Annotated in this window: 17 protein-coding genes and 1 riboswitch; of the genes, 12 read left to right on the top strand and 5 right to left on the bottom strand. The window is 50.5% G+C overall.

The features are described 5' to 3' along the window. Positions 1 to 30: 30 nt before the first annotated feature. Complete coding sequence (gene aroA / locus ACTQ3K_RS01730) at positions 31 to 1,293, bottom strand: 3-phosphoshikimate 1-carboxyvinyltransferase (RefSeq protein WP_441565122.1); 1,263 nt, start codon at positions 1,291 to 1,293, stop codon at positions 31 to 33. 46 nt (positions 1,294 to 1,339) lie between these two features. Continuing rightward, on the bottom strand, positions 1,340 to 2,437 hold the full coding sequence (locus ACTQ3K_RS01725; RefSeq protein ID WP_441565119.1) for a prephenate dehydrogenase/arogenate dehydrogenase family protein: 1,098 nt from the start codon (positions 2,435 to 2,437) through the stop codon (positions 1,340 to 1,342). Between the two features lie 325 nt (positions 2,438 to 2,762). Between ACTQ3K_RS01725 and ACTQ3K_RS01720 the strand changes: the two genes are divergently transcribed. Both ACTQ3K_RS01720 and ACTQ3K_RS01715 read left to right on the top strand, forming a co-directional pair. Then, positions 2,763 to 4,841, top strand: coding sequence for an elongation factor G (locus ACTQ3K_RS01720; RefSeq protein WP_441565117.1), 2,079 nt, complete (start codon positions 2,763 to 2,765; stop codon positions 4,839 to 4,841). A gap of 147 nt (positions 4,842 to 4,988) precedes the next feature. Then, positions 4,989 to 7,025, top strand: coding sequence for a clostripain-related cysteine peptidase (locus ACTQ3K_RS01715; protein ID WP_441565115.1), 2,037 nt, complete (start codon positions 4,989 to 4,991; stop codon positions 7,023 to 7,025). A gap of 98 nt (positions 7,026 to 7,123) precedes the next feature. Here ACTQ3K_RS01715 and ACTQ3K_RS01710 read toward each other — a convergent pair whose 3' ends face one another. After that, positions 7,124 to 7,834, bottom strand: coding sequence for a LytR/AlgR family response regulator transcription factor (locus tag ACTQ3K_RS01710; RefSeq protein WP_441565113.1), 711 nt, complete (start codon positions 7,832 to 7,834; stop codon positions 7,124 to 7,126). A 184-nt stretch (positions 7,835 to 8,018) separates the two neighbouring features. Between ACTQ3K_RS01710 and sigK the strand changes: the two genes are divergently transcribed. Genes sigK through ACTQ3K_RS01695 form a run of 3 tightly spaced genes read left to right on the top strand, consistent with a single transcriptional unit; the run spans position 8,019 to position 9,803 of the window. Then, entirely contained in the window at positions 8,019 to 8,660 is a 642-nt protein-coding gene (gene sigK / locus ACTQ3K_RS01705) for an RNA polymerase sporulation sigma factor SigK (RefSeq protein WP_441565111.1), read from the top strand. A 45-nt stretch (positions 8,661 to 8,705) separates the two neighbouring features. Further along, a complete protein-coding gene (locus tag ACTQ3K_RS01700) occupies positions 8,706 to 9,257 on the top strand; it encodes a phosphatase PAP2 family protein (RefSeq protein ID WP_441565109.1) in 552 nt (183 codons plus the stop codon). Between the two features lie 24 nt (positions 9,258 to 9,281). Further along, positions 9,282 to 9,803, top strand: coding sequence for an NAD(+) diphosphatase (locus ACTQ3K_RS01695; RefSeq protein ID WP_441565107.1), 522 nt, complete (start codon positions 9,282 to 9,284; stop codon positions 9,801 to 9,803). A gap of 40 nt (positions 9,804 to 9,843) precedes the next feature. On the opposite strand, the gene ACTQ3K_RS01690 is transcribed toward ACTQ3K_RS01695, so the two are convergent. Together ACTQ3K_RS01690 and pyrB are read right to left on the bottom strand one after the other, a co-directional pair. Beyond that, positions 9,844 to 10,266 (bottom strand): aspartate carbamoyltransferase regulatory subunit, encoded by a 423-nt coding sequence (locus ACTQ3K_RS01690; protein ID WP_441565105.1) that lies wholly within the window; start codon positions 10,264 to 10,266, stop codon positions 9,844 to 9,846. Between the two features lie 38 nt (positions 10,267 to 10,304). Then, complete coding sequence (pyrB, locus tag ACTQ3K_RS01685) at positions 10,305 to 11,225, bottom strand: aspartate carbamoyltransferase (protein ID WP_441565103.1); 921 nt, start codon at positions 11,223 to 11,225, stop codon at positions 10,305 to 10,307. Between the two features lie 399 nt (positions 11,226 to 11,624). On the opposite strand from pyrB, the gene ACTQ3K_RS01680 reads away from it, so the two are divergent. From ACTQ3K_RS01680 to purH, 7 genes are all read left to right on the top strand, one after another. Then, entirely contained in the window at positions 11,625 to 13,034 is a 1,410-nt protein-coding gene (locus ACTQ3K_RS01680) for a VanW family protein (RefSeq protein WP_441565101.1), read from the top strand. 40 nt (positions 13,035 to 13,074) lie between these two features. Next, positions 13,075 to 13,638 carry a TetR/AcrR family transcriptional regulator gene (locus ACTQ3K_RS01675; RefSeq protein ID WP_441565099.1) on the top strand — a complete coding sequence of 188 codons (564 nt, stop codon included), beginning with the start codon at positions 13,075 to 13,077 and terminating at the stop codon, positions 13,636 to 13,638. A 170-nt stretch (positions 13,639 to 13,808) separates the two neighbouring features. Further along, complete coding sequence (locus ACTQ3K_RS01670) at positions 13,809 to 14,375, top strand: HdeD family acid-resistance protein (protein WP_441565097.1); 567 nt, start codon at positions 13,809 to 13,811, stop codon at positions 14,373 to 14,375. A gap of 21 nt (positions 14,376 to 14,396) precedes the next feature. Next, the gene (locus tag ACTQ3K_RS01665) at positions 14,397 to 16,478 is read left to right on the top strand and encodes an efflux RND transporter permease subunit (protein WP_441565095.1); all 2,082 of its coding nucleotides are present in this window, start codon (positions 14,397 to 14,399) and stop codon (positions 16,476 to 16,478) included. 20 nt (positions 16,479 to 16,498) lie between these two features. Next, complete coding sequence (locus tag ACTQ3K_RS01660; RefSeq protein ID WP_441565093.1) at positions 16,499 to 18,637, top strand: hypothetical protein; 2,139 nt, start codon at positions 16,499 to 16,501, stop codon at positions 18,635 to 18,637. A 186-nt stretch (positions 18,638 to 18,823) separates the two neighbouring features. Further along, positions 18,824 to 19,189, top strand: a complete 366-nt coding sequence (locus tag ACTQ3K_RS01655; protein WP_441565091.1) for a VOC family protein — start codon at positions 18,824 to 18,826, stop codon at positions 19,187 to 19,189. A gap of 44 nt (positions 19,190 to 19,233) precedes the next feature. Next, positions 19,234 to 19,318: riboswitch (ZMP/ZTP riboswitch) on the top strand. A 61-nt stretch (positions 19,319 to 19,379) separates the two neighbouring features. Continuing rightward, positions 19,380 to 20,936, top strand: coding sequence for a bifunctional phosphoribosylaminoimidazolecarboxamide formyltransferase/IMP cyclohydrolase (gene purH / locus ACTQ3K_RS01650; RefSeq protein ID WP_441565220.1), 1,557 nt, complete (start codon positions 19,380 to 19,382; stop codon positions 20,934 to 20,936). Positions 20,937 to 20,954 lie beyond the last annotated feature (18 nt).

Genomic DNA, 20,954 nt, shown 5'->3' with positions numbered 1-20,954 from the left:
CAGGGGTGGGGCGCGTAGAACAGACCGTTTTTACATACGCTCCAGATCCTCATAGAAGCTGGGGTAGGAGATATCCACGCAGTCCTTCCCCTTGATGTCGGGCATGTCACCGCAGATCAGCCCGGCGATGGTGAAGCTCATGGCGATGCGGTGGTCGAGGCGGCTGTCGATCTTTGCGGCATGGAGCGGTTTTCCGCCGCGGATGATCATGCCGTCGTCAGTTTCTTCGATGTCGGCACCCATGGCGGAGAGGTTTTCCACCATGACGGCGATCCGGTTGGATTCCTTGACCTTTAGCTCAGCTGCATCCCGGATGATGGTGGTTCCCTCGGCGAAGCAGGCAGCCACGGCGATGACAGGGAGCTCATCGATCAGAGTCGGGATCACGGAGCCGCCGATGGTGATACCGTGGAGCGGAGCAGATCTGACGAGAAGATCGGCACTGCGTTCACCGGAATGAAGCACTTCATTTACCAGGGTGATATCGGCCCCCATTTCCCGATAGACACGTATGATTCCGTCTCTGGTGGGATTGATCCCAACGTTTTTAATGAGAAGCTCGGAGCCGGGGATCAGGGCTGCCGCCGTGAGAAAGTAAGCGGCGGAGGAGATATCGCCGGGAACGAGAATATCCTGGGCAAACAGTTCTTCAGGCGGTTCAATGGAAGCAGTGGTTCCTTCGGTGGAAACTGCTGCGCCGAAGCCCTTTAACATGAGCTCGGTATGGTTTCTGGAAACGTAAGGCTCGGTGACGCTGGTGGTTTTGTCGGCATAAAGACCTGCCAGCAGGATTGAGGATTTCACCTGCGCCGAAGCAACGGGAGATTCATAATGAATTCCATGGAGCGGGCCGCCGCAGATCCGCAGAGGCGCACAGCCGTTTCCGGCCAGGCTTTCGATGTCTGCACCCATGAGAGAGAGCGGTTTTATGATCCGGCCCATGGGACGCTTCCGGATCGAGGCATCGCCGGTAAGCTCCGTGGTAAAGGGCTGAGCGGAAAGAATTCCGGAGATCAGCCTGGTGGTGGTTCCGCTGTTTCCGCAGTCGAGGCGGTGGGAGGGAACGGTAAGGCCGTGGAGGCCTTTTCCGTGAACCAGGATTTCCTCCCGGTCTGAATCCACGCGGATTCCCAGGGCGCGGAAGCAGTCGATGGTGGAAAGGCAGTCTGCGCCGCGCAGGAAGCCGCGGACTCTGGTAGTGCCTTTTGCCAGGGCACCGAACATAATACTTCTGTGAGAGATGGATTTATCTCCGGGGACGGTAATTTCCCCGTGTAACGGTTTGATGGTCATAGTCAATTCCTTTTCTTGACTGCGAAAGCAGTCTGTGCGCTGATTTTTATTTCCGGTAAATGGTATAACGGCACTGGGTCAGAAGCTCCACCGCCGCATTGACTGCCGCTTCATCGTAAAATTCAATCTTTAATACACCTTCCTCAAATTCCCGGTTGTGGATGATGCCGATGTTCTTAATACTGATCTGATGAGCGGCAAGGATTGTGGCGATGGTGGCAATCGCACCGGCTTCGTCCACAATGTCACAATAGAACGCATATTCTTTTTTGATGGGACCGGATGAACGGCTGGGAAGGGAATTCCGGTATTCCCTGGAGGTGTCGAACAGGTTATAGATCGCGGCACCGTCACTGGTTTCCACATCGGTCTTTACCTGCCTTAACAGATCAATGTAATCGCCCAGGATCGAAGCAATATTTTCTTTGTTGGTCAGACAGATCTGCTGCCACATGACCGGTGAGGAGGAGGCGATTCTTGTAATATCCTTAAAACCTCCGGCGGCCACCAGCCTCATGATCTGCTCCGGCGTGTCCTTGTCCCGGACCAGGTTTACCAGGCTGGAGGCGATCAGATGGGGCAGATGGCTGATCCCGGCCACGATGTAATCATGCTGATGATAATCCAGGATCAGAGGCAGAGCCGAGAGGGAGAGGGCAATCTCCCGAAGCTCATCGACCTTTCCGGCAGGAGAAGCCTTTGTCGGCGTGATCACATAGTAGGCATTTTCCACCAGATGGTCAGTGGAATACTGATAGCCGCTTTTTTCGGAGCCGGCCATGGGATGTCCGCCGATGAAGTTGGCTTCCATGCCAAGACGCTCCACGGCTTCATGGATATTGGTTTTGACACTTCCCACATCGGTGAGGATTGCATCCTTGCGCAGATAGGGACGGATCGCCGTCAGATATTCTTCATTAAAGGAAACCGGGGTACATAAGAAAATATAATCACAGGCGGAAAGCCGTTCTCCGATTCCGTCCAGTGCTTCGTTGATGGCGCCGTCCGCAAGGGCTGCATCCAGGGTCTCCCGGTGGCGTGCATAAGCCATAATATAGTGGTTTGGATTGGCGCGCTTCAAGCCTTTTGCGATGGAGCCGCCGATGAGTCCGAGCCCGATAAAACCAAAGGTCATGTCTTTCATATCGATTCCCCTTTTGTGTTCGATAAAGTCCTGTTTTTTGTGAAATCTTTATTCAGATAGAAAAAATCCATTGTTATTTTAGGACAGAATGAGCTACTTGTCAACACTTCCCCACTTTAACGCGAAAAAGAATAAAGAATATTATACAATTTTGATATTTTTGTTGCTATTATTGGAATTTTTTAGTACAATATACCTAAGTCATGGAACACCGACATCTTGCTGCCGAGGGTAAAAAGACGAAGAAATCGGAAAAAGAAAGAGAAGGATTGTCTGATTCTGACGGCGGCTGGGAAGACTAATAGCGAAAAGGGAGGAAGTATCTATGAATGTGTTTGAGTCAGAAAGAATTCGTAACGTGGTTTTACTGGGACATGGAGGAGCCGGAAAGACAACTTTAGTTGAAGCTATGGCACATGTGACCGGAATTACCTCCCGTCAGGGAAAGATCACCGATGGAAATACCATCAGCGATTTTGATAAAGAAGAGATCCGCCGTCTGTTTTCTGTTTCCACAACAGTTGTACCGATCATGTGGGAGGGCGTAAAGATCAATTTCTTAGATACCCCCGGTTATTTTGATTTTGTCGGCGAAGCAGAGGAAGCCTTAAGCGTGGCAGACGCCGCTGTGATCGTAGTAAACGGAAAAGCAGGTGTGGAGGTCGGAACCCAGAAGGCATGGGACTTCTGTGAAAAGTACAATCTGCCCCGGATCATGTTTGTCACCAATATGGATGATGATAATGCAAGCTACCGTCAGGTGATCGAGGATCTTCAGGGCTTATACGGAAAACGGATCGCGCCGTTCCATCTTCCCATCCGTGAAAACGAGCGGTTTGTGGGCTTTGTAAATGTTGTAAAGATGAAGGGCAGAAAATTCTTAAGCCTCAGTGATTATGAGGAATGCCCGATTCCTGATTATTCCATGAAAAACCTGGAGATGTGCCGTGAAGCCCTTATGGAGGCTGTGGCAGAAACCAGTGAAGAATATATGGACCGGTATTTTGCCGGTGATGAATTTACTTATGATGAAATCTCTATCGCACTGCGCCAGCACGTTATGGACGGAACAATCGTTCCCGTTCTGATGGGCGCCGGCGTCAACGGCCAGGGCACGACCATGCTCCTGCAGGCGATTGAAAAATATTTTGCTTCTCCCGAAAAGCTGGAGGTTATGGGAACGAATCTGGAAACAGAGGAACCCTTCGAGGCCAATTATCAGGATGCAAATCCGTTAAGCGTCAAGGTATGGAAGACGCTTGTGGATCCCTTTATCGGAAAATATTCCTATGTAAAGGTATGCTCCGGTGTGCTCCGTGCCGACAGTGTGTTATATAATACTTCAAAAGAGGTGGAGGAAAAGATCTCCAAGCTGTATGTGATGCGCGGAAAGGAAGCCATCGAGGTTTCTGCGCTGCGAAGCGGAGATATCGGTGCGATCCCGAAGCTGACCGTAACGGGAACCGGTGACACTCTTTCCACCAAGAAGGTGCCGATCGCCTATGACCGTCCTGAAATTTCCAAGCCCTATACCTATATGGCATACAAGGCAAAGAACAAGGGCGATGAAGATAAGATCGCAAGCTCTCTCAGTAAACTCATGGAAGAGGATCTGACTCTGAAGAGCGTCAATGACAAGGAAAACCGCCAGACCCTCCTTTACGGTATCGGCGATCAGCAGCTGGAGGTGGTTGTAAGCAAGCTGTTAAACCGCTATAAGGTAGAGATTGTTCTGGAGAAGCCCAGAATCGCATTCCGCGAGACCATCCGGGGCAAGGTAAAGGTTCAGGGCAAGCATAAGAAGCAGTCCGGCGGCCATGGCCAGTACGGTGATGTTGTGATGGAATTTGAGCCCTCCGGAGATCTGGATAAGCCTTATGTATTCGAGGAAAAGATCGTTGGCGGCGTGGTTCCGAAGAATTACTTCCCCGCAGTGGAAAAGGGAATCCAGGAATCCGTGCTCAAGGGGCCGCTTGCGGGCTATCCCGTTGTAGGCCTGAAGGCAACTCTGGTTTACGGTTCCTATCACCCGGTAGATTCTTCGGAAATGGCATTCAAGATGGCAACGATTCTTGCCGTAAAGAAAGCCTTTGCGGAGCCGGATGCAAAGCCGGTGCTCTTAGAGCCTATCGCGTCCTTAAAGGTAGTTGTTCCTGATCGGTTTACCGGTGATATCATGGGCGATCTCAACAAGAGAAGAGGCCGTGTTCTTGGCATGAATCCTGATCATAAGGGCAACCAGATCATCGAAGCAGACATTCCCATGTCCTGCCTGATCGGATATTCTACGGATCTGCGTTCCATGACCGGCGGTATTGGTAATTTCTCCTATGAATTCGCCCGCTATGAGCAGGCACCCTCTGATGTTCAGGCAAAGGAGATTGCGGCAAGAGCGGAAGAATAAATAAAACCTGAAATGAAAACAAAAAAGGAGCGTCCGTTTCCGAAGAAGGAAAGACGCTCCTTTCCATGTTCCGGCAGCTGCCAGAGAATGAGCTTCGAAGGCTGTCACTGCCGGAGATGAAATGATGATCCAAGGGGGTAACACAGAATGAGAAAGCAAACGTATGAGAAGCATCAGAAATCGAAGAGAAGCCTGCGGCGGATCGCTTCCGGTCTTCTGGCCGGTGTCCTGGCAGTTTCGCTTTTTACAGGCTGCGGAGGGGCGGATGATTCAGGCGGAACGGCTCCATCGGTGAAGGAAACGGAAGCAGCAGAGACAAAAGAAACAAACCCCGTCGGGGATGAAAGCTGGGCCGTGTACTGGTATCTTTGCGGAAGCGACCTGGAATCCGGCGGAGGATTCGCCACCACTGATCTGCAGGAGCTGATGGAGGTGGAGCTTCCGGAGAACGTGCAGGTGGTCATCGAGACCGGCGGTGCGTCTCAGTGGCAGAATGAAATCGTCGATGCGGAAAAGCTGCAGCGCTGGGTCTATGACAGCAGCGGATTATCTCTGGTGGAAGAACTTCCCTCTGCCAGCATGGGCGAGGCCGATACGCTGGCCGATTTCCTGTCCTTTGCCAGAGAATCCTATCCGGCGGACAAAACGGCAGTGCTGTTCTGGAACCACGGAGGCGGTTCTGTTTCGGGAGCGGCTTTTGATGAGATCTATGGCCTGGATTCTCTGACCGTTGATGAAATGTATGAGGCGTTTACCAGAGTTTGGGATCCGTCCTTCGGCGAGCCGCCCATTGAGCTGGTCGGCTTTGATACCTGCCTCATGGCAACCGTGGATGTAGCCTATACGTTCTCGGATCTGGCACATTATCTGGTAGCATCGGAGGAAACAGAGCCTGCCAACGGCTGGCTGTACTCAGAATGGGTTGGTGCTCTGGCGGAGGATCCCTCCATGGACGGAGAAGAGCTCGGAAAGGTGATCTGCGATGCGTATTACAAGGGCTGTGAAGCCGTGGAGACCCAGGACGACGTAACACTTTCCCTTACGGATCTGTCAAAGATCGGCGAACTTCTGGATGCATATGAAGCCTTTGGTGAGGAAGCACTGTTATCAGCGTGCGAGGATCCGGCGTTTTTCTCCCGGTTCGGCCGTACAGCGGCAAAAAGTGAAAATTACGGAGGAAATACCAGAGAGCAGGGCTACACCAACATGGTGGATCTGGGGCATCTGGCGCGGCAGAATGCCGATACCATGGAAAGTGCCGCGGCAGTGTTGGATGCATTGGAAAGCTGTGTGCTGTACCGGGTAAACGGCCAGTACCGTACAGAGGCTACCGGCCTGTCCTGCTACTATTCCTACAACGGAGATCTGGACGATTATAACAGCTACGCATGGCTGGGTGCAGGAACAGCCTTCAAATATTTTTATGAGTATCAGCTTACCGGAGAACTCAGTGCAGGGGGCATGGATTATCTGGCAGAGAGGAGTGTCACCGAGCTTCCAAAGGTGGAGAATCTCCTGACGGCAGGATGGGAGGGAGCGCCGCTTGATGTCAATGAAGAAGGCTCTTCGTTTATGACTCTTGGGCCGGATGCAGACCGGATCCTGGCCGGGATCGGAATTTCTTTATACTATGTAGATGAAGAAAATGATCGGATGATGTTCCTGGGAACAGACAACGACATGACAGCAGACTGGGAAAACGGCGTGTTTTATGATAACTTCCGCGGTGTATGGGGAAGTCTGGACGGGCATCTGGTTTATATGGAGCTGAGCTTCGAGGGTGAGGATTATAATATCTATTCCGTTCCGATCCTGTTAAACGGAGAGGAATACAATCTTCAGGTTGCCTATGATTTTACGGAAGAAAAATGGAATATTCTCGGCGCCCGCCAGGGAATCGACGACAGCGGTATGGCCGATAAGGAGCTGCGGTTTTTAGAGACGGGAGACACGGTTTCAACGATCTGGTATCTGACCTCCTATTCCAGTGAGGATGAGTTCGAGGCGTATGCGGCAGAGTCCTTTACGGTGACACCGGATACGGCGTTTTATGAATCGGAGCTGCCGGACGGAGAGTTTGCCATGTTCTTTGATATGTGGGACGCCATGGACAATACCGCCAGCTCCGCCCCGGTTTTCTTTACCTGCGAGAACGGAGCGATCACGACAACGGTGTGTGAATAAATACGGATCGGATTGATTAAAAATTCCCCATGACAGGCTCAAAACGGACATGTCATGGGGAATGGTACGTGAGGAAATCCTGATAGATGGAATGGGGTCTAGCGGTTCTGCCGCCGCATGGTGTCAAACCGGAAGTTAAAGTATGCCTCCAGTACCTCCTTGGATTTTCGGCGGCTGATGGGAATAGGACTGCCGTCCGACAGGCGGATCATGTCGGGGGTCAGGGATTCAACCTCATGAAAATTTACGATAATGCCCTTAAAGGGACTGATAAAGCAGGGATAGGCACAGAGCAGTGCTTCCACCTCGGAAAACGGAGAGGCCAGAAGCCGGTTCTCACCATCCTTGCAGTGAAGGGTGACCCGACGGGAGGCAAAATCGGCATAGATGATCTGCCGCAGGACCACGCGGCTTCCGTCGGGGAGCCTGATAGTCCGCATCCGTTCCATTTCCTCCAGGTTCAGCCGGTCTAACATGGACCGCAGCTGATCCGTTCCGTAGGGCTTCTTCAGATAGTAACAGGCGTTCACCTCATAGCTTTCGCTGGCAAAATCGTTGCTGGAGGTGGAAAACACGATCCGCACAGTCTGATCGGATTCACGGATCTTTCTTGCGGCATCCATGCCCGTAATTTCCTTCATAAAAATATCAAGAATGATCAGGTCAAAAAGTCCCGGTCTATAAGAAGCGAGGAACGCCTCGCCGCTGGGAAAGCAGATTATATTCGCATCATCGCCCAAAAGGTCAGACAGGTTTGTGTGAAGCTGCGTGGACATTATGGGGTCATCATCAACAATAGCAATATTCAAAATGATACTCCTTTTCTTTTGTGCTTATTATTTCTAGTTTAGCAGACTGGGGCGATTTTACAAGAGGAATCCGCATTTCTTTTATCGGAGATCGCATTTCTTTTATCGGAGAAAAAATTGTAAAAGCACAGGAAAAGCTGCTTTGGCATAAGGTAATAGAAAGACCTGTCGGAGCAGCTTTTTTATGGAGACTTTCTTGAAACCCCTGACCCTTGCAGAAGAACGGCGCTATGTGGAAATGCTGAGAGCGGGACAGAAAGAGGCCAGGGCTGTTCTGGTGGAGCGGAATATGCGGCTGGTGGCCCATGTGGTGAAGAAATACAGCCAGTCGGAGCGTGATATGGAGGATCTGATCTCTATCGGTACCATTGGCCTGATCAAGGCGGTAGACACCTTTGATCCGGAGCGGGCCAAAAAGCTGGGAACGTATGCAGCCAAGTGCATTGACAATGAGGTGCTGATGTTTCTGCGGGCCGAAAAGAAGCGGGGGCGGGATGTTTCGCTGTACGAACCGATCGGAACGGACAAAGAGGGAAATAAGATCAGTCTGGTGGAGGTGATCGAGGCGGAGACGGCAGACGTGATGGAGAAGATTTCTCTGTTACAGGATATCCGGCGGCTGTATGAGGGATACCGCACGGTGCTCGGCGGGCGGGAAAAGCAGGTGATCGCCATGCGCTACGGACTGTTCGGCAGACGGGAGCATACCCAGCGGGAGGCTGCCGCCATGCTGTCCATCAGCCGTTCCTATGTGAGCCGGATCGAAAAAGGGGCCCTCCGGAAACTCAGAGAGTATCTGGACACTTGCGCAACCCCGGGAAAATAAGGTATAATGATCACATAAAACGGAAAAACACGGGAGGAACTGACGATGGCCTGGGAGCATTCGTTTTTATTGTTTGTTCAGAATCATCTGCGCGCGGGATGGCTGGACGGTATCATGAAGGCGTTTACCTTTCTGGGAAACGGCGGCTGGTTTTTTATTGTTCTGGGAGTTGTGCTTCTGGCATATCCGAAAACGAGAAGATATGGGGCAACGGTATTGCTGTCGCTGCTGGTGAGTTTTCTGATCTTAAATCTTGGGATCAAGCCGATAGTGGCACGGATGCGGCCTTATGACCGGTATTCGGATCTGATCCCGTTAGTGGGACCGGAAAAGGATTTTTCCTTTCCGTCCGGGCATACCGGCTGTGCCTTTGCGGCGGCAGGAGCGCTTTTCTTTTCGCTTCCGAAAAATCGGAAGGGAATCAAAGCAGGAGCACTGTTATTTGCAGCATGGATCGGCTGGACAAGGCTGTATGTGGGAGTGCATTATCCGACCGATGTGCTGACAGGGGCAATTATCGGTTTTTTAAGCTCGGCACTGGCGGCCCGGGGGCTAAACTGGTGGGAAAACCGACGGGATGACAGGAAATCTGAATAAAAATCTGGGGAGGAAACGTGGAATATGAAACACTGTATGGAATGCGGAAGGGAACTGACGGAAAAATATCTGGAAAACGAGGGAATGATCCCTTACTGTGAAAACTGTAAGGCCTTTCGGTTCCCCATGTATAACGTGGCGATCAGCACCATGGTCTACAGTCCGGACGGAAAGAAGATCCTTCTGATCAAGCAGTATGGGCGGGACCGGAATATTCTGGTGGCCGGTTATGTTAATAAGGGAGAAGCGGCGGAGCATGCGCTGGCCAGAGAGGTCATGGAAGAGATCGGCCTGACGGTGACAGAGTGCTGCTTTAATAAGAGCGAGTATTTTGAAAAGAGCAATACCCTTATGTTGAACTTTGCCTGCCGGGCGGATTCCGATGATCTGAGTCATAAAACGGATGAGGTGGACGAAGCAGCATGGTACACGCCGGAGGAGGCCAGAAAAGCAATCTGCCACGACAGCCTGGCAGAGCGGTTTTTACTGGCCTGGCTTGGCAAGCGGGAATATTATGATCCTGTGTTTGATACTTGTCAGTTTTAGAAAAAGTCCCAACGCAGGCCTGCTGCGTTGGGACCGTATTTTATTTGTGTTTTTCTTCGCAGTACAGGCAGCGATAGGTCTGCTGTTCCTCATCGGCCAGGAAGAAAATGTGTGGAAGCTCCTGCTCGATGGAGGTGATACAGCGGGGATTCTTACAGTGGATCACATTGGTGAGACGCTTGGGAAGCTTGACCGTTTTCTTTTCCACGATCTGCTCGTCTTTGATGATGTTAATGGTGATGTTATGGTCGATGTAGCCAAGCACATCCAGATCCACCACATCGAGATCACCCTCGATCTTTAAGATATCCTTTCGTCCCATCTTGTTGCTGCGGGCATTTTTGATGATGGCAACCTGGCAGTCCAGTTTGTCTAACTTCAGATATTTATAAATGTCCATGCTTTTTCCGGCCTGGATATGGTCGAGGACGATTCCGTTTTTCAGTCCGCCGATATTTAACATATTGATTATCCTTTCTATCGAGATCGAATACAGTAGTGTCAGTCTACATGAATATCCAGCAGCGTGAGGATCAGAGCCATGCGGGCATAGACCGCATACTGAACCTGCTTGAAGTATGCCGCTCTGGGATCGTCGTCCACCTCCACGGAGATCTCATTGACACGGGGCAGGGGATGGAGGATATACATGTCCGGCTTTGCAGAGGCAAGCTTGGCCATATCGAGAATGTAATAATCCTTCATGCGGATGTAATCTTCCTCGTTGAAGAAGCGCTCCTTCTGCACACGGGTCATGTAGAGGATATCCAGCTTCGGCATGGCGGTTTCCAGATCGTTGACCTCTTCATAGGGAATATGGTTCTTATCCAGAACTCCCTCCCGGATATAGCTGGGAACACGCAGCTCCTCAGGAGAGATCAGAACGAACTTCACACCGGGATAACGCACCAGGGCATTGATCAGGGAATGGACAGTACGACCGAATTTCAGGTCGCCGCAGAGACCAACAGTGATATCATTCAGGCGTCCCTTCAGGGAACGGATCGTTAAGAGATCTGCCAGGGTCTGGGTCGGATGCTGATGACCGCCGTCACCGGCGTTGATCACGGGAATGCCGGATTTGCTGGCGGCAACCATGGGAGCTCCCTCCTTGGGATGGCGCATGGCACAGATGTCAGCGTAGCAGGAAATAACCCGGATCGTATCAGAAACACTTTCGCCTTTGGAAGCAGAGCTGGAAGAGGCAGAAGAAAAACCAAGAACACTGCCTCCGAGATTCAGCATTGCGGCTTCAAAGCTCAAACGGGTGCGGGTGCTTGGTTCATAAAACAAAGTGGCTATTTTCTTACCCTCGCATGCGTGGGAATATTTTGACGGGTGGGCTTCGATATCATTGGCCAGATCCATAAGCTGATCCAGCTCCTCAACCGAGAAGTCCAGAGGACTAAGCAGATGTCTCATGAAAGAATCCTCCTTTTCGAAATGAGTGATGTAATTGCATAGTTTTGTACAAGTATATACGAAAAAGGAGAAATACGCAACCGAAAAATGCACCAGATTGATCTGCATGCCGTCCCGGCATATCGTTGCTGCGGAAATTCGCATTTCGCGGCTCCACCCAGGCCAGCCAGCCGGCACATATAGAAGTTGCCTCTGTTTGGCCTGGGCAGTGAATCCGCGAAGAAATGTGAATTCTGAACAGAATATATGACCGGGACGGCTGGCAGGCTGTTTGCTAAGCCGCCGATTATAGAATTGACATAAAATTGAAACACAGATGTTATGGACAAAAATCAGAAAATTTTATATGATAAATAGAACAGGGGTTGTTGGTTAATTGGAAATAACAGGGGGAATGACATGATCAGTAAACAGCCTGACTGGAGAAAAAAGAGAAAACGATTTAATTTGTGGGAGCGGGCGCCGATCTTCTGTATGGCGGCAGCTGCAATCCTGGTGGTGCTTCTGGTGATCACTGTGTTTCGGGTAAAAAAATCAGCGGAGCACAGAAAAATTCTGGCCAACCAGGAGACCTTCTGTGAAGGGATTTATGTGGAAGCCATTCCGCTGGGCGGGCTTACCATGACGGAGGCAAAGGCCCGGGTGGAGGAAAGCGTTTCGGCGCGGAATACCTGGGGTATGACCGCAGACTGCGGTGGAGAGATCTATGCGGTGGAAAATATTCTGGAGCATAATATCGATGAGGTTCTGGCAGAAGCCTTCAAGCCAGGCCATGAGGGAAGCGATTCGCAGCGTTTATCCCAGATTTCACAGTTAAAGCGGAAGCCGCAGTATTATACCGTGGCTGACCGGTATGAGGAGAGCGCAGCGCAGACGGCGGTAAAAAAAATTGCGGCTCAGTATGATGTGGAGGCGAAGGACGCGGCGCTTGTCAGATATATCGAAGGCGAAGGCTTTCAGTATTCGGAGGAAGCAAAGGGACGCCGGGTGGACACGGAAGATCTGCTGGCTCAGTTAAAGGCAGCCTTTGAATCAGGCAATTACGGTGCGGTGCTTACCGGAGCTGTTTCCGAGACGGAGCCGCAGAGAAATGTGGAGCAGGCAAAGGAGGCTTATACCTGTCTGGCAAAGTTTCGGACAGAGGCCAGTGTCAACAATGCCGACCGGGATCATAACGTGAAGCTGGCGGCCGATACCATCAATAATACGCTGCTGGCACCGGGAGAAGAGTTTTCCATGAACGGGATCGTCGGTGAGACCAGTGAGGCGCAGGGCTACAGGCAGGCGGCGACCTATGCCAAGGGACAGGTGGTGCCGGAGTTTGGCGGCGGAGTCTGCCAGGTTTCCTCAACCATCTACAATGCGGCGGTAAAGGCTGGCTTACATACTACCGAGCGGAAAAGTCACAGCATGACCGTGGCCTATGTGCCTCTCGGGGAAGATGCCATGATTGCCTATGGCTACTCGGATCTGAAATTTGAAAACAATTCCGATGGTAATATCCTGGTGCTGACGGAGGCAGACGGTGCGGCAGTCACCTGTTACATATATGGGATTCCGATCCTGGAGGATGGAATCACGGTTGCCATGGATTCGGAGATCGAGGAGGTTCTTCCGATTCCCGATCCGGAGTATGTGGACGATGAGACTCTGGCACCGGGGGAAGAGAAATATAAAAGTCACGGAAAGGAAGGCTATCAGGTCAGGACGGATCTGGTAACCTATAAAAACGGAGAGGAGATCAGTCGGGAATTCCTCCATAACAGTCAGTATAATGCCCAGGCACCGGTGATCCGGCGGGGGAAATGAGACATGGAGAGCAGAACGCACAGGCACGAAAGGGAGTAAAATGTCTTCATTTACAAAAAAAGCAATTGTGGAATCATTTTTAAAACTGTTAAAGGAAAAGCCGGTGGAGAAGATCACCATCAAGGACATTGTTGAAGACTGCGGGATCAACCGGAATACCTTTTATTATCATTTCGATGATATTCCTGCCTTAATGGAGGAAATTTTAAGAGAGGAAACAGAGCGTGTCCTGGGAAAGCATCTGGGAGCTGATTCCTGGGAAGAGGGATTTATTGCTGCGGTAGAGTTTGCTCTGGATAATAAGCGGAGTGTGTTCCATTTATATAATTCCGCGAAGCGTGAGGTCTTTGAACAATACTTAAATCAGATCGGACGGGATGTCATCGGCCGGTTTGTAGATCAGCAGGCAGAAGGGCTTTCGGTGAAAGAAGAGGATAAAAGGCTTTTAACTACCTTTTACTGTTCGGCACTCACCGGACTTGTGGTAGAATGGCTGGGGACCGGCATGAAATACGATGCCAGGGAGATGATCCGCCGTCTGGGAAAGATGCTGGATGGGGAGATCCGTAACGCGCTTCTTCGTGTTTCAAAAGCGGATTTTTAGGCATTCGGGCTGATTTGCCTAAATTTTGGATAAAGTTTGAACAGTGCATAAAATTTGTGCACTGTTCTTTTTTTATCCGTGGAAAGGAAAAGAAGAATCGGATAGGATATACCATGTCACAGGAACTGTGGCCTCCGGCGCCGGGCCGGGGATAGAAAAGGAGCGATTTTATGAAAACAATACGTGCGGCAAAGACCGGTTATATGATCACGGCAGCCATCATCCTGGCAGTAGGACTGATCCTGCTTATCTGGCCGAACTTCTCCATGAAGCTGATCTGCTATCTGGCTGGGGCTCTTCTGATCTTCGGCGGAATCTTCCGGATCGTCGGATATTTTTCCAGAGATCTGTATCGTCTGGCTTTTCAGTTTGATCTGGCCTTCGGGATCCTGACCGTTGTAGTCGGACTGATCATGGTACTTCATCCGGACGGTGTTGTTTCCTTTATTCATTTTATTGTCGGGATCCTGGCTCTGATGGACGGACTTCTGAAGGTTCAGACGACCCTGGACGCGAAACGGTTCGGGCTTACGGAATGGTGGCTCATCGGCGTGACTGCCCTGCTTACGGTTCTGTTCGGACTGCTTTTAGTTGTGAATCCCTTCGGAAGCGCGGTGCTGCTTCTCCGGTTCATGGGAATCACCCTGTTGTGTGAAGGAATCTTAAATCTCTGTGTTGCCGGTTATGCCGTCAAGGTAGTAAAGAAGGCAAAGCCGGATATTATAGACATTGATTAATTTTCTAGGAGGAGAATAATTATGAAGTTTGGAAAAAAGGTAGTCAAGTACCGGATTCCGATCCTGATCCTTTCGATCATCCTGTTGATCCCGTCGGTGATCGGCATGATCAAAACAAGGATCAACTACGATATGCTGACCTATCTTCCCTCAGGACTTGATACGGTCGAGGGGCAGGATATCCTGATGGATGACTTTGGCAAAGGTGCATTTTCATTCATTATTGTGGAAGGAATGGAAAACAAAGATGTTTCGAAGCTGAAATCCAGGATCGAGCAGGTGGAGCATGTGGACAGCGTCCTCTGGTATGACAGCTTTTTAGACCTGTCGGTTCCTATGGATATGCTTCCGGAAAAGATTTACAACGCGTTTAATTCCGGGGATGAAACGGTTATGGCCGTGTTCTTTGATACCTCGACATCTGCCGATGAAACAATGAATGCCATTGAAGATATCCGTGCGATTGCCGGTGAGCAGTGCTTTGTATCCGGTATGTCCGCCATGGTTACAGACCTGAAAGAGCTCTGTGAGGAACAGGAGGCCATTTATGTGGCGATTGCCGTGATCCTTGCCTGCATCGCCATGATGATCTTTATGGATAATTTCCTGATTCCCTTTGTGTTCCTGATTAGTATCGGAATGTCGATCCTGTTAAACATGGGAACCAACTATTTCATGGGAGAGATCTCCTACTTAACAAAAGCGCTGGCAGCCGTTCTTCAGCTGGCCGTCACCATGGACTATTCCATCTTCCTGTGGCACAGCTACCGTGAGGAGCTGGAGTATGAGAGTGACCGGAAAGCAGCCATGGGAACTGCGATCAACAAGACGCTGACTTCTGTAATCGGAAGCTCTGTGACAACGGTTGCCGGTTTTGCGGCTCTGTGCTTTATGAGCTTCACACTGGGTAAAGACCTCGGTATTGTTATGGCAAAGGGCGTTATCCTCGGTGTGCTTGGCTGTGTAACGACGCTGCCGTCTATGATCCTGGCACTGGATAAGATCCTTTCCAGAACCATGCACAGGTCCCTGATTCCCAGCACAGAGAAGCTGGCAAAGGGTGTGACAAAGATCTTCCCCTTATTCCTGGTACTGTTTGTAGCTCTTCTTGTTCCGTTTTTCTACGGATATGAGAAGACCAATAATGAGGTTTATTACGATCTGTCCGAGAGTCTTCCCAAGGATATGGCAAACGTGGTGGCAAACACGAAGCTCCAGGAGGACTTCGATATGGGCGCCACCGATATGCTCTTAACCGATGCAAGCCTGGATTCCGATGACATGCGGGCCATGATCAAGGAGCTGGAGCAGGTGAAAGGTGTCAAGACGGTTCTCGGAATGGAAGCTGTCGTGGGACCGCTGGTTCCGGAGGAGATGATACCCGATTCCATTGAAAAGATTTTAAAGAGTGATAACTGGGAACTGACACTGATCGGCTCCGAATATAAAACAGCCACCGATGAGGCCAATGCCCAGGTCGATGAGCTGAACGCCATCATTAAAAAGTATGACAGTAAGGCAATGCTGATCGGGGAAGCACCCTGTACCAAGGATATGATCCAGATCACCGACAAGGACTTCAAGGTTGTCAATAGTATTTCCATCGCAGCTATTTTCCTTATCATCGCACTGGTGGAAAAGAGCCTGATCCTGCCGTTTATCCTGGTGGCCGTAATTGAGTTAGCCATCTTCATCAATCTGGGTCTTGCCCACTTTACCGGTGTGTCGCTGCCGTTCATCGCACCGATCTGTATCAGTACGATCCAGCTTGGCGCCACCGTCGATTATGCGATCTTAATGACGACCCGTTATAAAACGGAGCGCCATGAGGGAAAGACAAAGAGAGAAGCTGTGAATATTGCTCTTGCAACATCGATCCCGTCCATCATCGTAAGTGCCATGGGACTGTTCGCCGCGACCTTCGGTGTGGCCCTGTACTCCGATATCGACATGATCAGTTCCTTATGTAACTTAATGGCAAGAGGCGCGATCATCAGTATGTTCTGCGTCATCCTGATCCTGCCGGCCATGTTCATGCTGTTTGATAAGCTCATCGTGGCAGGAAGCCTTGGATTTAAACCGAATAGGAAAGAAAAAGCTTAAGAAAGCGGAGGTTGTATAAAATGAAGAAGAAAACCGTAAAAATCATGACTGTTGTGCTTTGCACCTCAATGGTATTCGGAACGACCGGAGCTCTGTCCTATGCAGCCGGAAGAAGGAATGCTTCTTATCGGAACGTGCTGGCAGAGCAGACAACCGATACAAATACAGAAGACAGTGATACCGTAGATTTATCCAAAGACGAGACCGTATATGTGATCTCGGATGCCAACGGAAATCCCACAAAAATTGTGGCAAGTGACTGGCTGCGGGACCATGCAAGCGGAACAGATACCTACAGCAAGGAATCTCTGGAAAAGGAGCTTCCTGTAGAAGTAAAGGTAACTTACATGCTGGACGGTAAGGAAATCAAACCGGAGGAGCTTGCCGGAAAGAGCGGTAAGGTGACCATGCGGTTTGAATATACCAACAAGCAGAAGGAAACCGTAACGGTTGATGGTGAGGAGAAGGAGGTTAACGTTCCCTTCGTAATGCTGACCGGTATGATCCTCGACAATAAAAACTTCTCGAATGTTCAGGTGAACAACGGAAAGATCATCAACGACGGAAGCCATTCCATCGTAGTCGGCTTCGGTCTTCCCGGACTGCAGGAGAATCTGGAGATCGACAAGGAGAAGCTGGAGCTTCCCGATTATGTAGAAGTAACGGCAGATACCACAAACTTTGATCTGTCCACCACCATGACACTGGCGACCAATGAGGTGTTCGGTGATCTGGATGTGGACGATGTGAAGAGTCTGGACGATCTTCATGAATCCATGAACAAGCTGACTGATGCCATGAACCAGCTCATGGATGGTTCCTCTCAGCTGTATGACGGTCTGGCAACCCTTCTTGACAAGTCCGGCCAGCTCATTGAAGGTGTTAACAAGTTAAACAGCGGCGCGGGCGATCTGGTAAGCGGCGCAAATCAGTTAAAGACCGGAGCCGGAACTCTGGCGGACGGTGCAGCAACTTTAAATAACGGTGCCTATTCCTTAAAGAGCGGAGCTGCATCTGTGGATGCCGGAGCAGGAGAACTTAAAAATGGGGTAAACAGCCTTGATGAAGGTCTCGGAAAGCTGACCTCCAAGAATGAGGAATTAAACGGTGGTGCAAAGCAGGTATTTGAATCTCTTCTTGCTGCGGCACAGAGCCAGTTAAAGGCAGCGGGACTGGATGTTCCGGCTCTGACCATTGACAATTACAAGACCGTTTTAAACGGTGTGCTGGGTGAGCTGAATGAAGATGCCGTGACTGCAAAGGTGCGTGCAGGCGTGGAAGCACAGGTTCGCTCCGCAGACAATATGACATTGATCTCCGGTGGTGTACAGGCAGCAGTAAAGACACAGGTAGCCAATGGAGTTCTGAAAGAAGTCGGCCTTAACATGACGTATGAACAGTATCTGGCAGCCGTAGAGGCCGGACAGATCTCCGAGGAGGTTCAGGCACAGATCAGTGCTGCCATCGATGCTCAGATGGCTTCAGAGGGAATCCAGGCGACGATCACATCCCAGATCGAATCGGTCGTACAGGAGAAGATCGAAGAAAATATGGCTTCCGCATCGGTTCAGAAGCTTTTGAGCGACTCCCTTGCCAGCGCCAAGAACGGTGCGACCAGCGTAAAGGCTCTGATCGAACAGCTTGACAGCTATAATACCTTCTATGAAGGCTTACAGGAATACACCGCAGGCGTTGCCACCGCAAAGAGCGGTTCTGAGGAGCTTCTTACCGGCGCTGGCAGCCTGAAATCCGGAACAGCCGCTCTTGCAAACGGTGCAAACAGCCTGGCAGACGGAACCGATACCCTGACAAGCGGAGCAAATTCCCTCTATGCAGGAAGCTCCACCCTGGCAAGCGGAACCGGCACGCTCCGGTCCGGAATCGGCCAGCTGGCAAGCGGCGGTGCGGCCTTAACCGATGGCGTAACCCAGTTAAAGGACGGCGCCATGACCCTGTCTGATGGCCTGAAGCAGTTCAATGAAGAAGGCATCGAGAAGCTGGTTGACATCATGGACAACGATGTGGATAAGCTGGCAAAGGATCTGCGTGCAACCGTGTACGCGGCACAGCAGTACAAGACCTTCGCTAATGACAGTGCAGCCGCAAGCAGCTCTGTGAAATTTATCTATAAGACTGCAGGCATCAGCAAAGAAGACTAAGGAAACAAGCTCCAAAACGGCTCTTTTGGAGAGTATTGAATAAAAGAAAGACAGGAAACAGAAGCGCACGCCGATGAGGCGTGCGTTTTTGTCGGTGGGAGATGCATTTATGCTTGCGCACCACCGCCATGTTCTAGTATAATAAAAGAAATGACCTGCACACCCAGTCTGGAAAGGAGAATGCGGATGAACTTTAAGATGATTCATGAAAATTACAATGTTTCGGATCTGAAAAAATCCCTTGCGTTTTATGAGAAGGCGCTGGGCCTTACGGAGAAACGCCGGAAGAACGGCCATGGCTTCATCATTGTTTATGTGGGAAACGAGGAGAATGATTTTGAACTGGAGCTGACGTGGCTGGCGGAGCATCCGCAGCGGTATGATCTGGGAGAATGTGAATTCCATCTGGCGTTCCGGACTGCAGATTTTGAGGCGGCTCATAAGCTTCATGAAGAAATGGGCTGTATCTGCTATGAAAATCCTGACATGGGAATTTATTTTATTACAGATCCTGACGGATACTGGCTGGAAATCGTGCCGGAGAGAAATTAGGTCTTTACAACCGATAAGTTTTAGTGTAGAATTTTTAGTGAAACGAAAGGCCGTGCGACTGGCGGAAAGTAGGAGCACCTACGGGAAGCACGGAACATAGAAAAAGAGCCGACCGCCTGGGCAGCCTGATGGAAACAATGGGTTACCCAGGCGTTTTTGTATGCAGAAATCTGCAGAAAAAGAAAGGAGCATCCTCATGAGAGCATTGATCAGTGTATCGGACAAGACCGGAATCGTGGAGCTGGCAAAGGAACTCACAGGACTTGGTGTGGAGATCATTTCCACCGGAGGAACGTATAAGAAGTTAAAGGACGAGGGCGTAAAGGCCATCGAGATCTCGGAGCTGACCGGTTTCCCGGAGTGCCTGGACGGACGGGTAAAGACTCTTCATCCCATCGTTCATGCAGGACTTCTGGCCATGCGTTCCAATCCGGAGCACATGAAGCAGTTAAAGGAGCTTCACATTGAGCCGATCGACATGGTGATCGTAAATCTCTATCCCTTTAAGGCAACCATCATGAAGGATGGTGTGACAAGAGCAGATGCGGTGGAGAATATCGACATCGGCGGACCGACCATGCTCCGCGCGGCGGCAAAGAATTATCAGGATGTTGCCGTTGTGGTGGATCCTGCAGATTATGCCGTTGTTTTAAAGGAATTAAAGGAGAACGGAAGCGTATCTCTGGATACGAAGTTTTATCTCATGCAGAAGGTGTTCATGCACACCTCCAACTATGATACCATGATTGCCGATTATCTGAAGGCAGAGCGCCATGACGAGAGCCTGCCGGAGACTCTGACCATGACCTTTGAAAAGGTTCAGGACATGCGCTACGGTGAGAATCCTCATCAGAAGGCAGCCTTCTACCGTGAGGTTGGAAAGAAGAAGGGCACCCTCGATATGGCAGAGCAGTTAAACGGCAAGGAGCTGTCCTTCAATAACATCAACGATGCCAACGGTGCTCTGGAGCTTCTGAAGGAATTTGACGAGCCTACGGTAGTTGCCAGCAAGCATGGAAATCCCTGTGGTGTCGGCAGCGCAGACACGATTGAGGAAGCATGGGATAAGGCGTATGCGGCTGATAAAGTGTCGATCTTCGGCGGGATCATAGCCATTAACCGGGAAGTAACGGCTTCCATGGCAGCCAAGATGAAGGAAGTATTCCTGGAAGTGGTTGTGGCACCCTCTTATGAAGAAAAAGCACTTGAGATCTTCCGGGAAAAGAAAAATGTCCGTGTGCTTCGCCTGCCTGACATCACGGTTCCCCAGAGAGCAAATGCGCTTGATTTAAAGAAGGTGAATGGCGGCCTGATTGTTCAGGGCATTGATAACAGGCTGGTTGGTGATGAAGTGACGACCGTAACCAAAAGAAAGCCTACCGATCAGGAGATGGAGGATCTCATGTTTGCCTGGAAGATGGTAAAATATGTGAAATCCAACGGGATTGCTCTGGCGAAAAACAAGCAGTCCGTAGGAATCGGACCCGGACAGGTAAACCGGATCTGGGCAGCAAAGCAGTCCATGGAGCATGCCGCAGAGCTGATCGGACCGGATGCGACAAAGGGTGCGGTACTGGCTTCCGATGCGTTCTTCCCCTTCCCCGACTGTGTGGAAGCAGCGCATGAGGCAGGAATCACCGCGATCATCCAGCCCGGCGGAGCCATGCGTGACCAGCTTTCTATTGACAAGTGCGATGAGTACGGAATTGCCATGGTATTTACCGGAATGAGACATTTCCGTCACTAAGCGTTTTATTTCATAGGA

It is taken from the genome of Candidatus Paralachnospira sp. LCP21S3_A2 (genome assembly GCF_052118925.1).
In the GTDB taxonomy this organism is placed as follows: Bacteria; Bacillota; Clostridia; order Lachnospirales; family Lachnospiraceae; genus Lientehia.
Note: the sequence above shows the minus strand (reverse complement) of the source record. Positions and strands in the feature narration are given on the sequence as shown.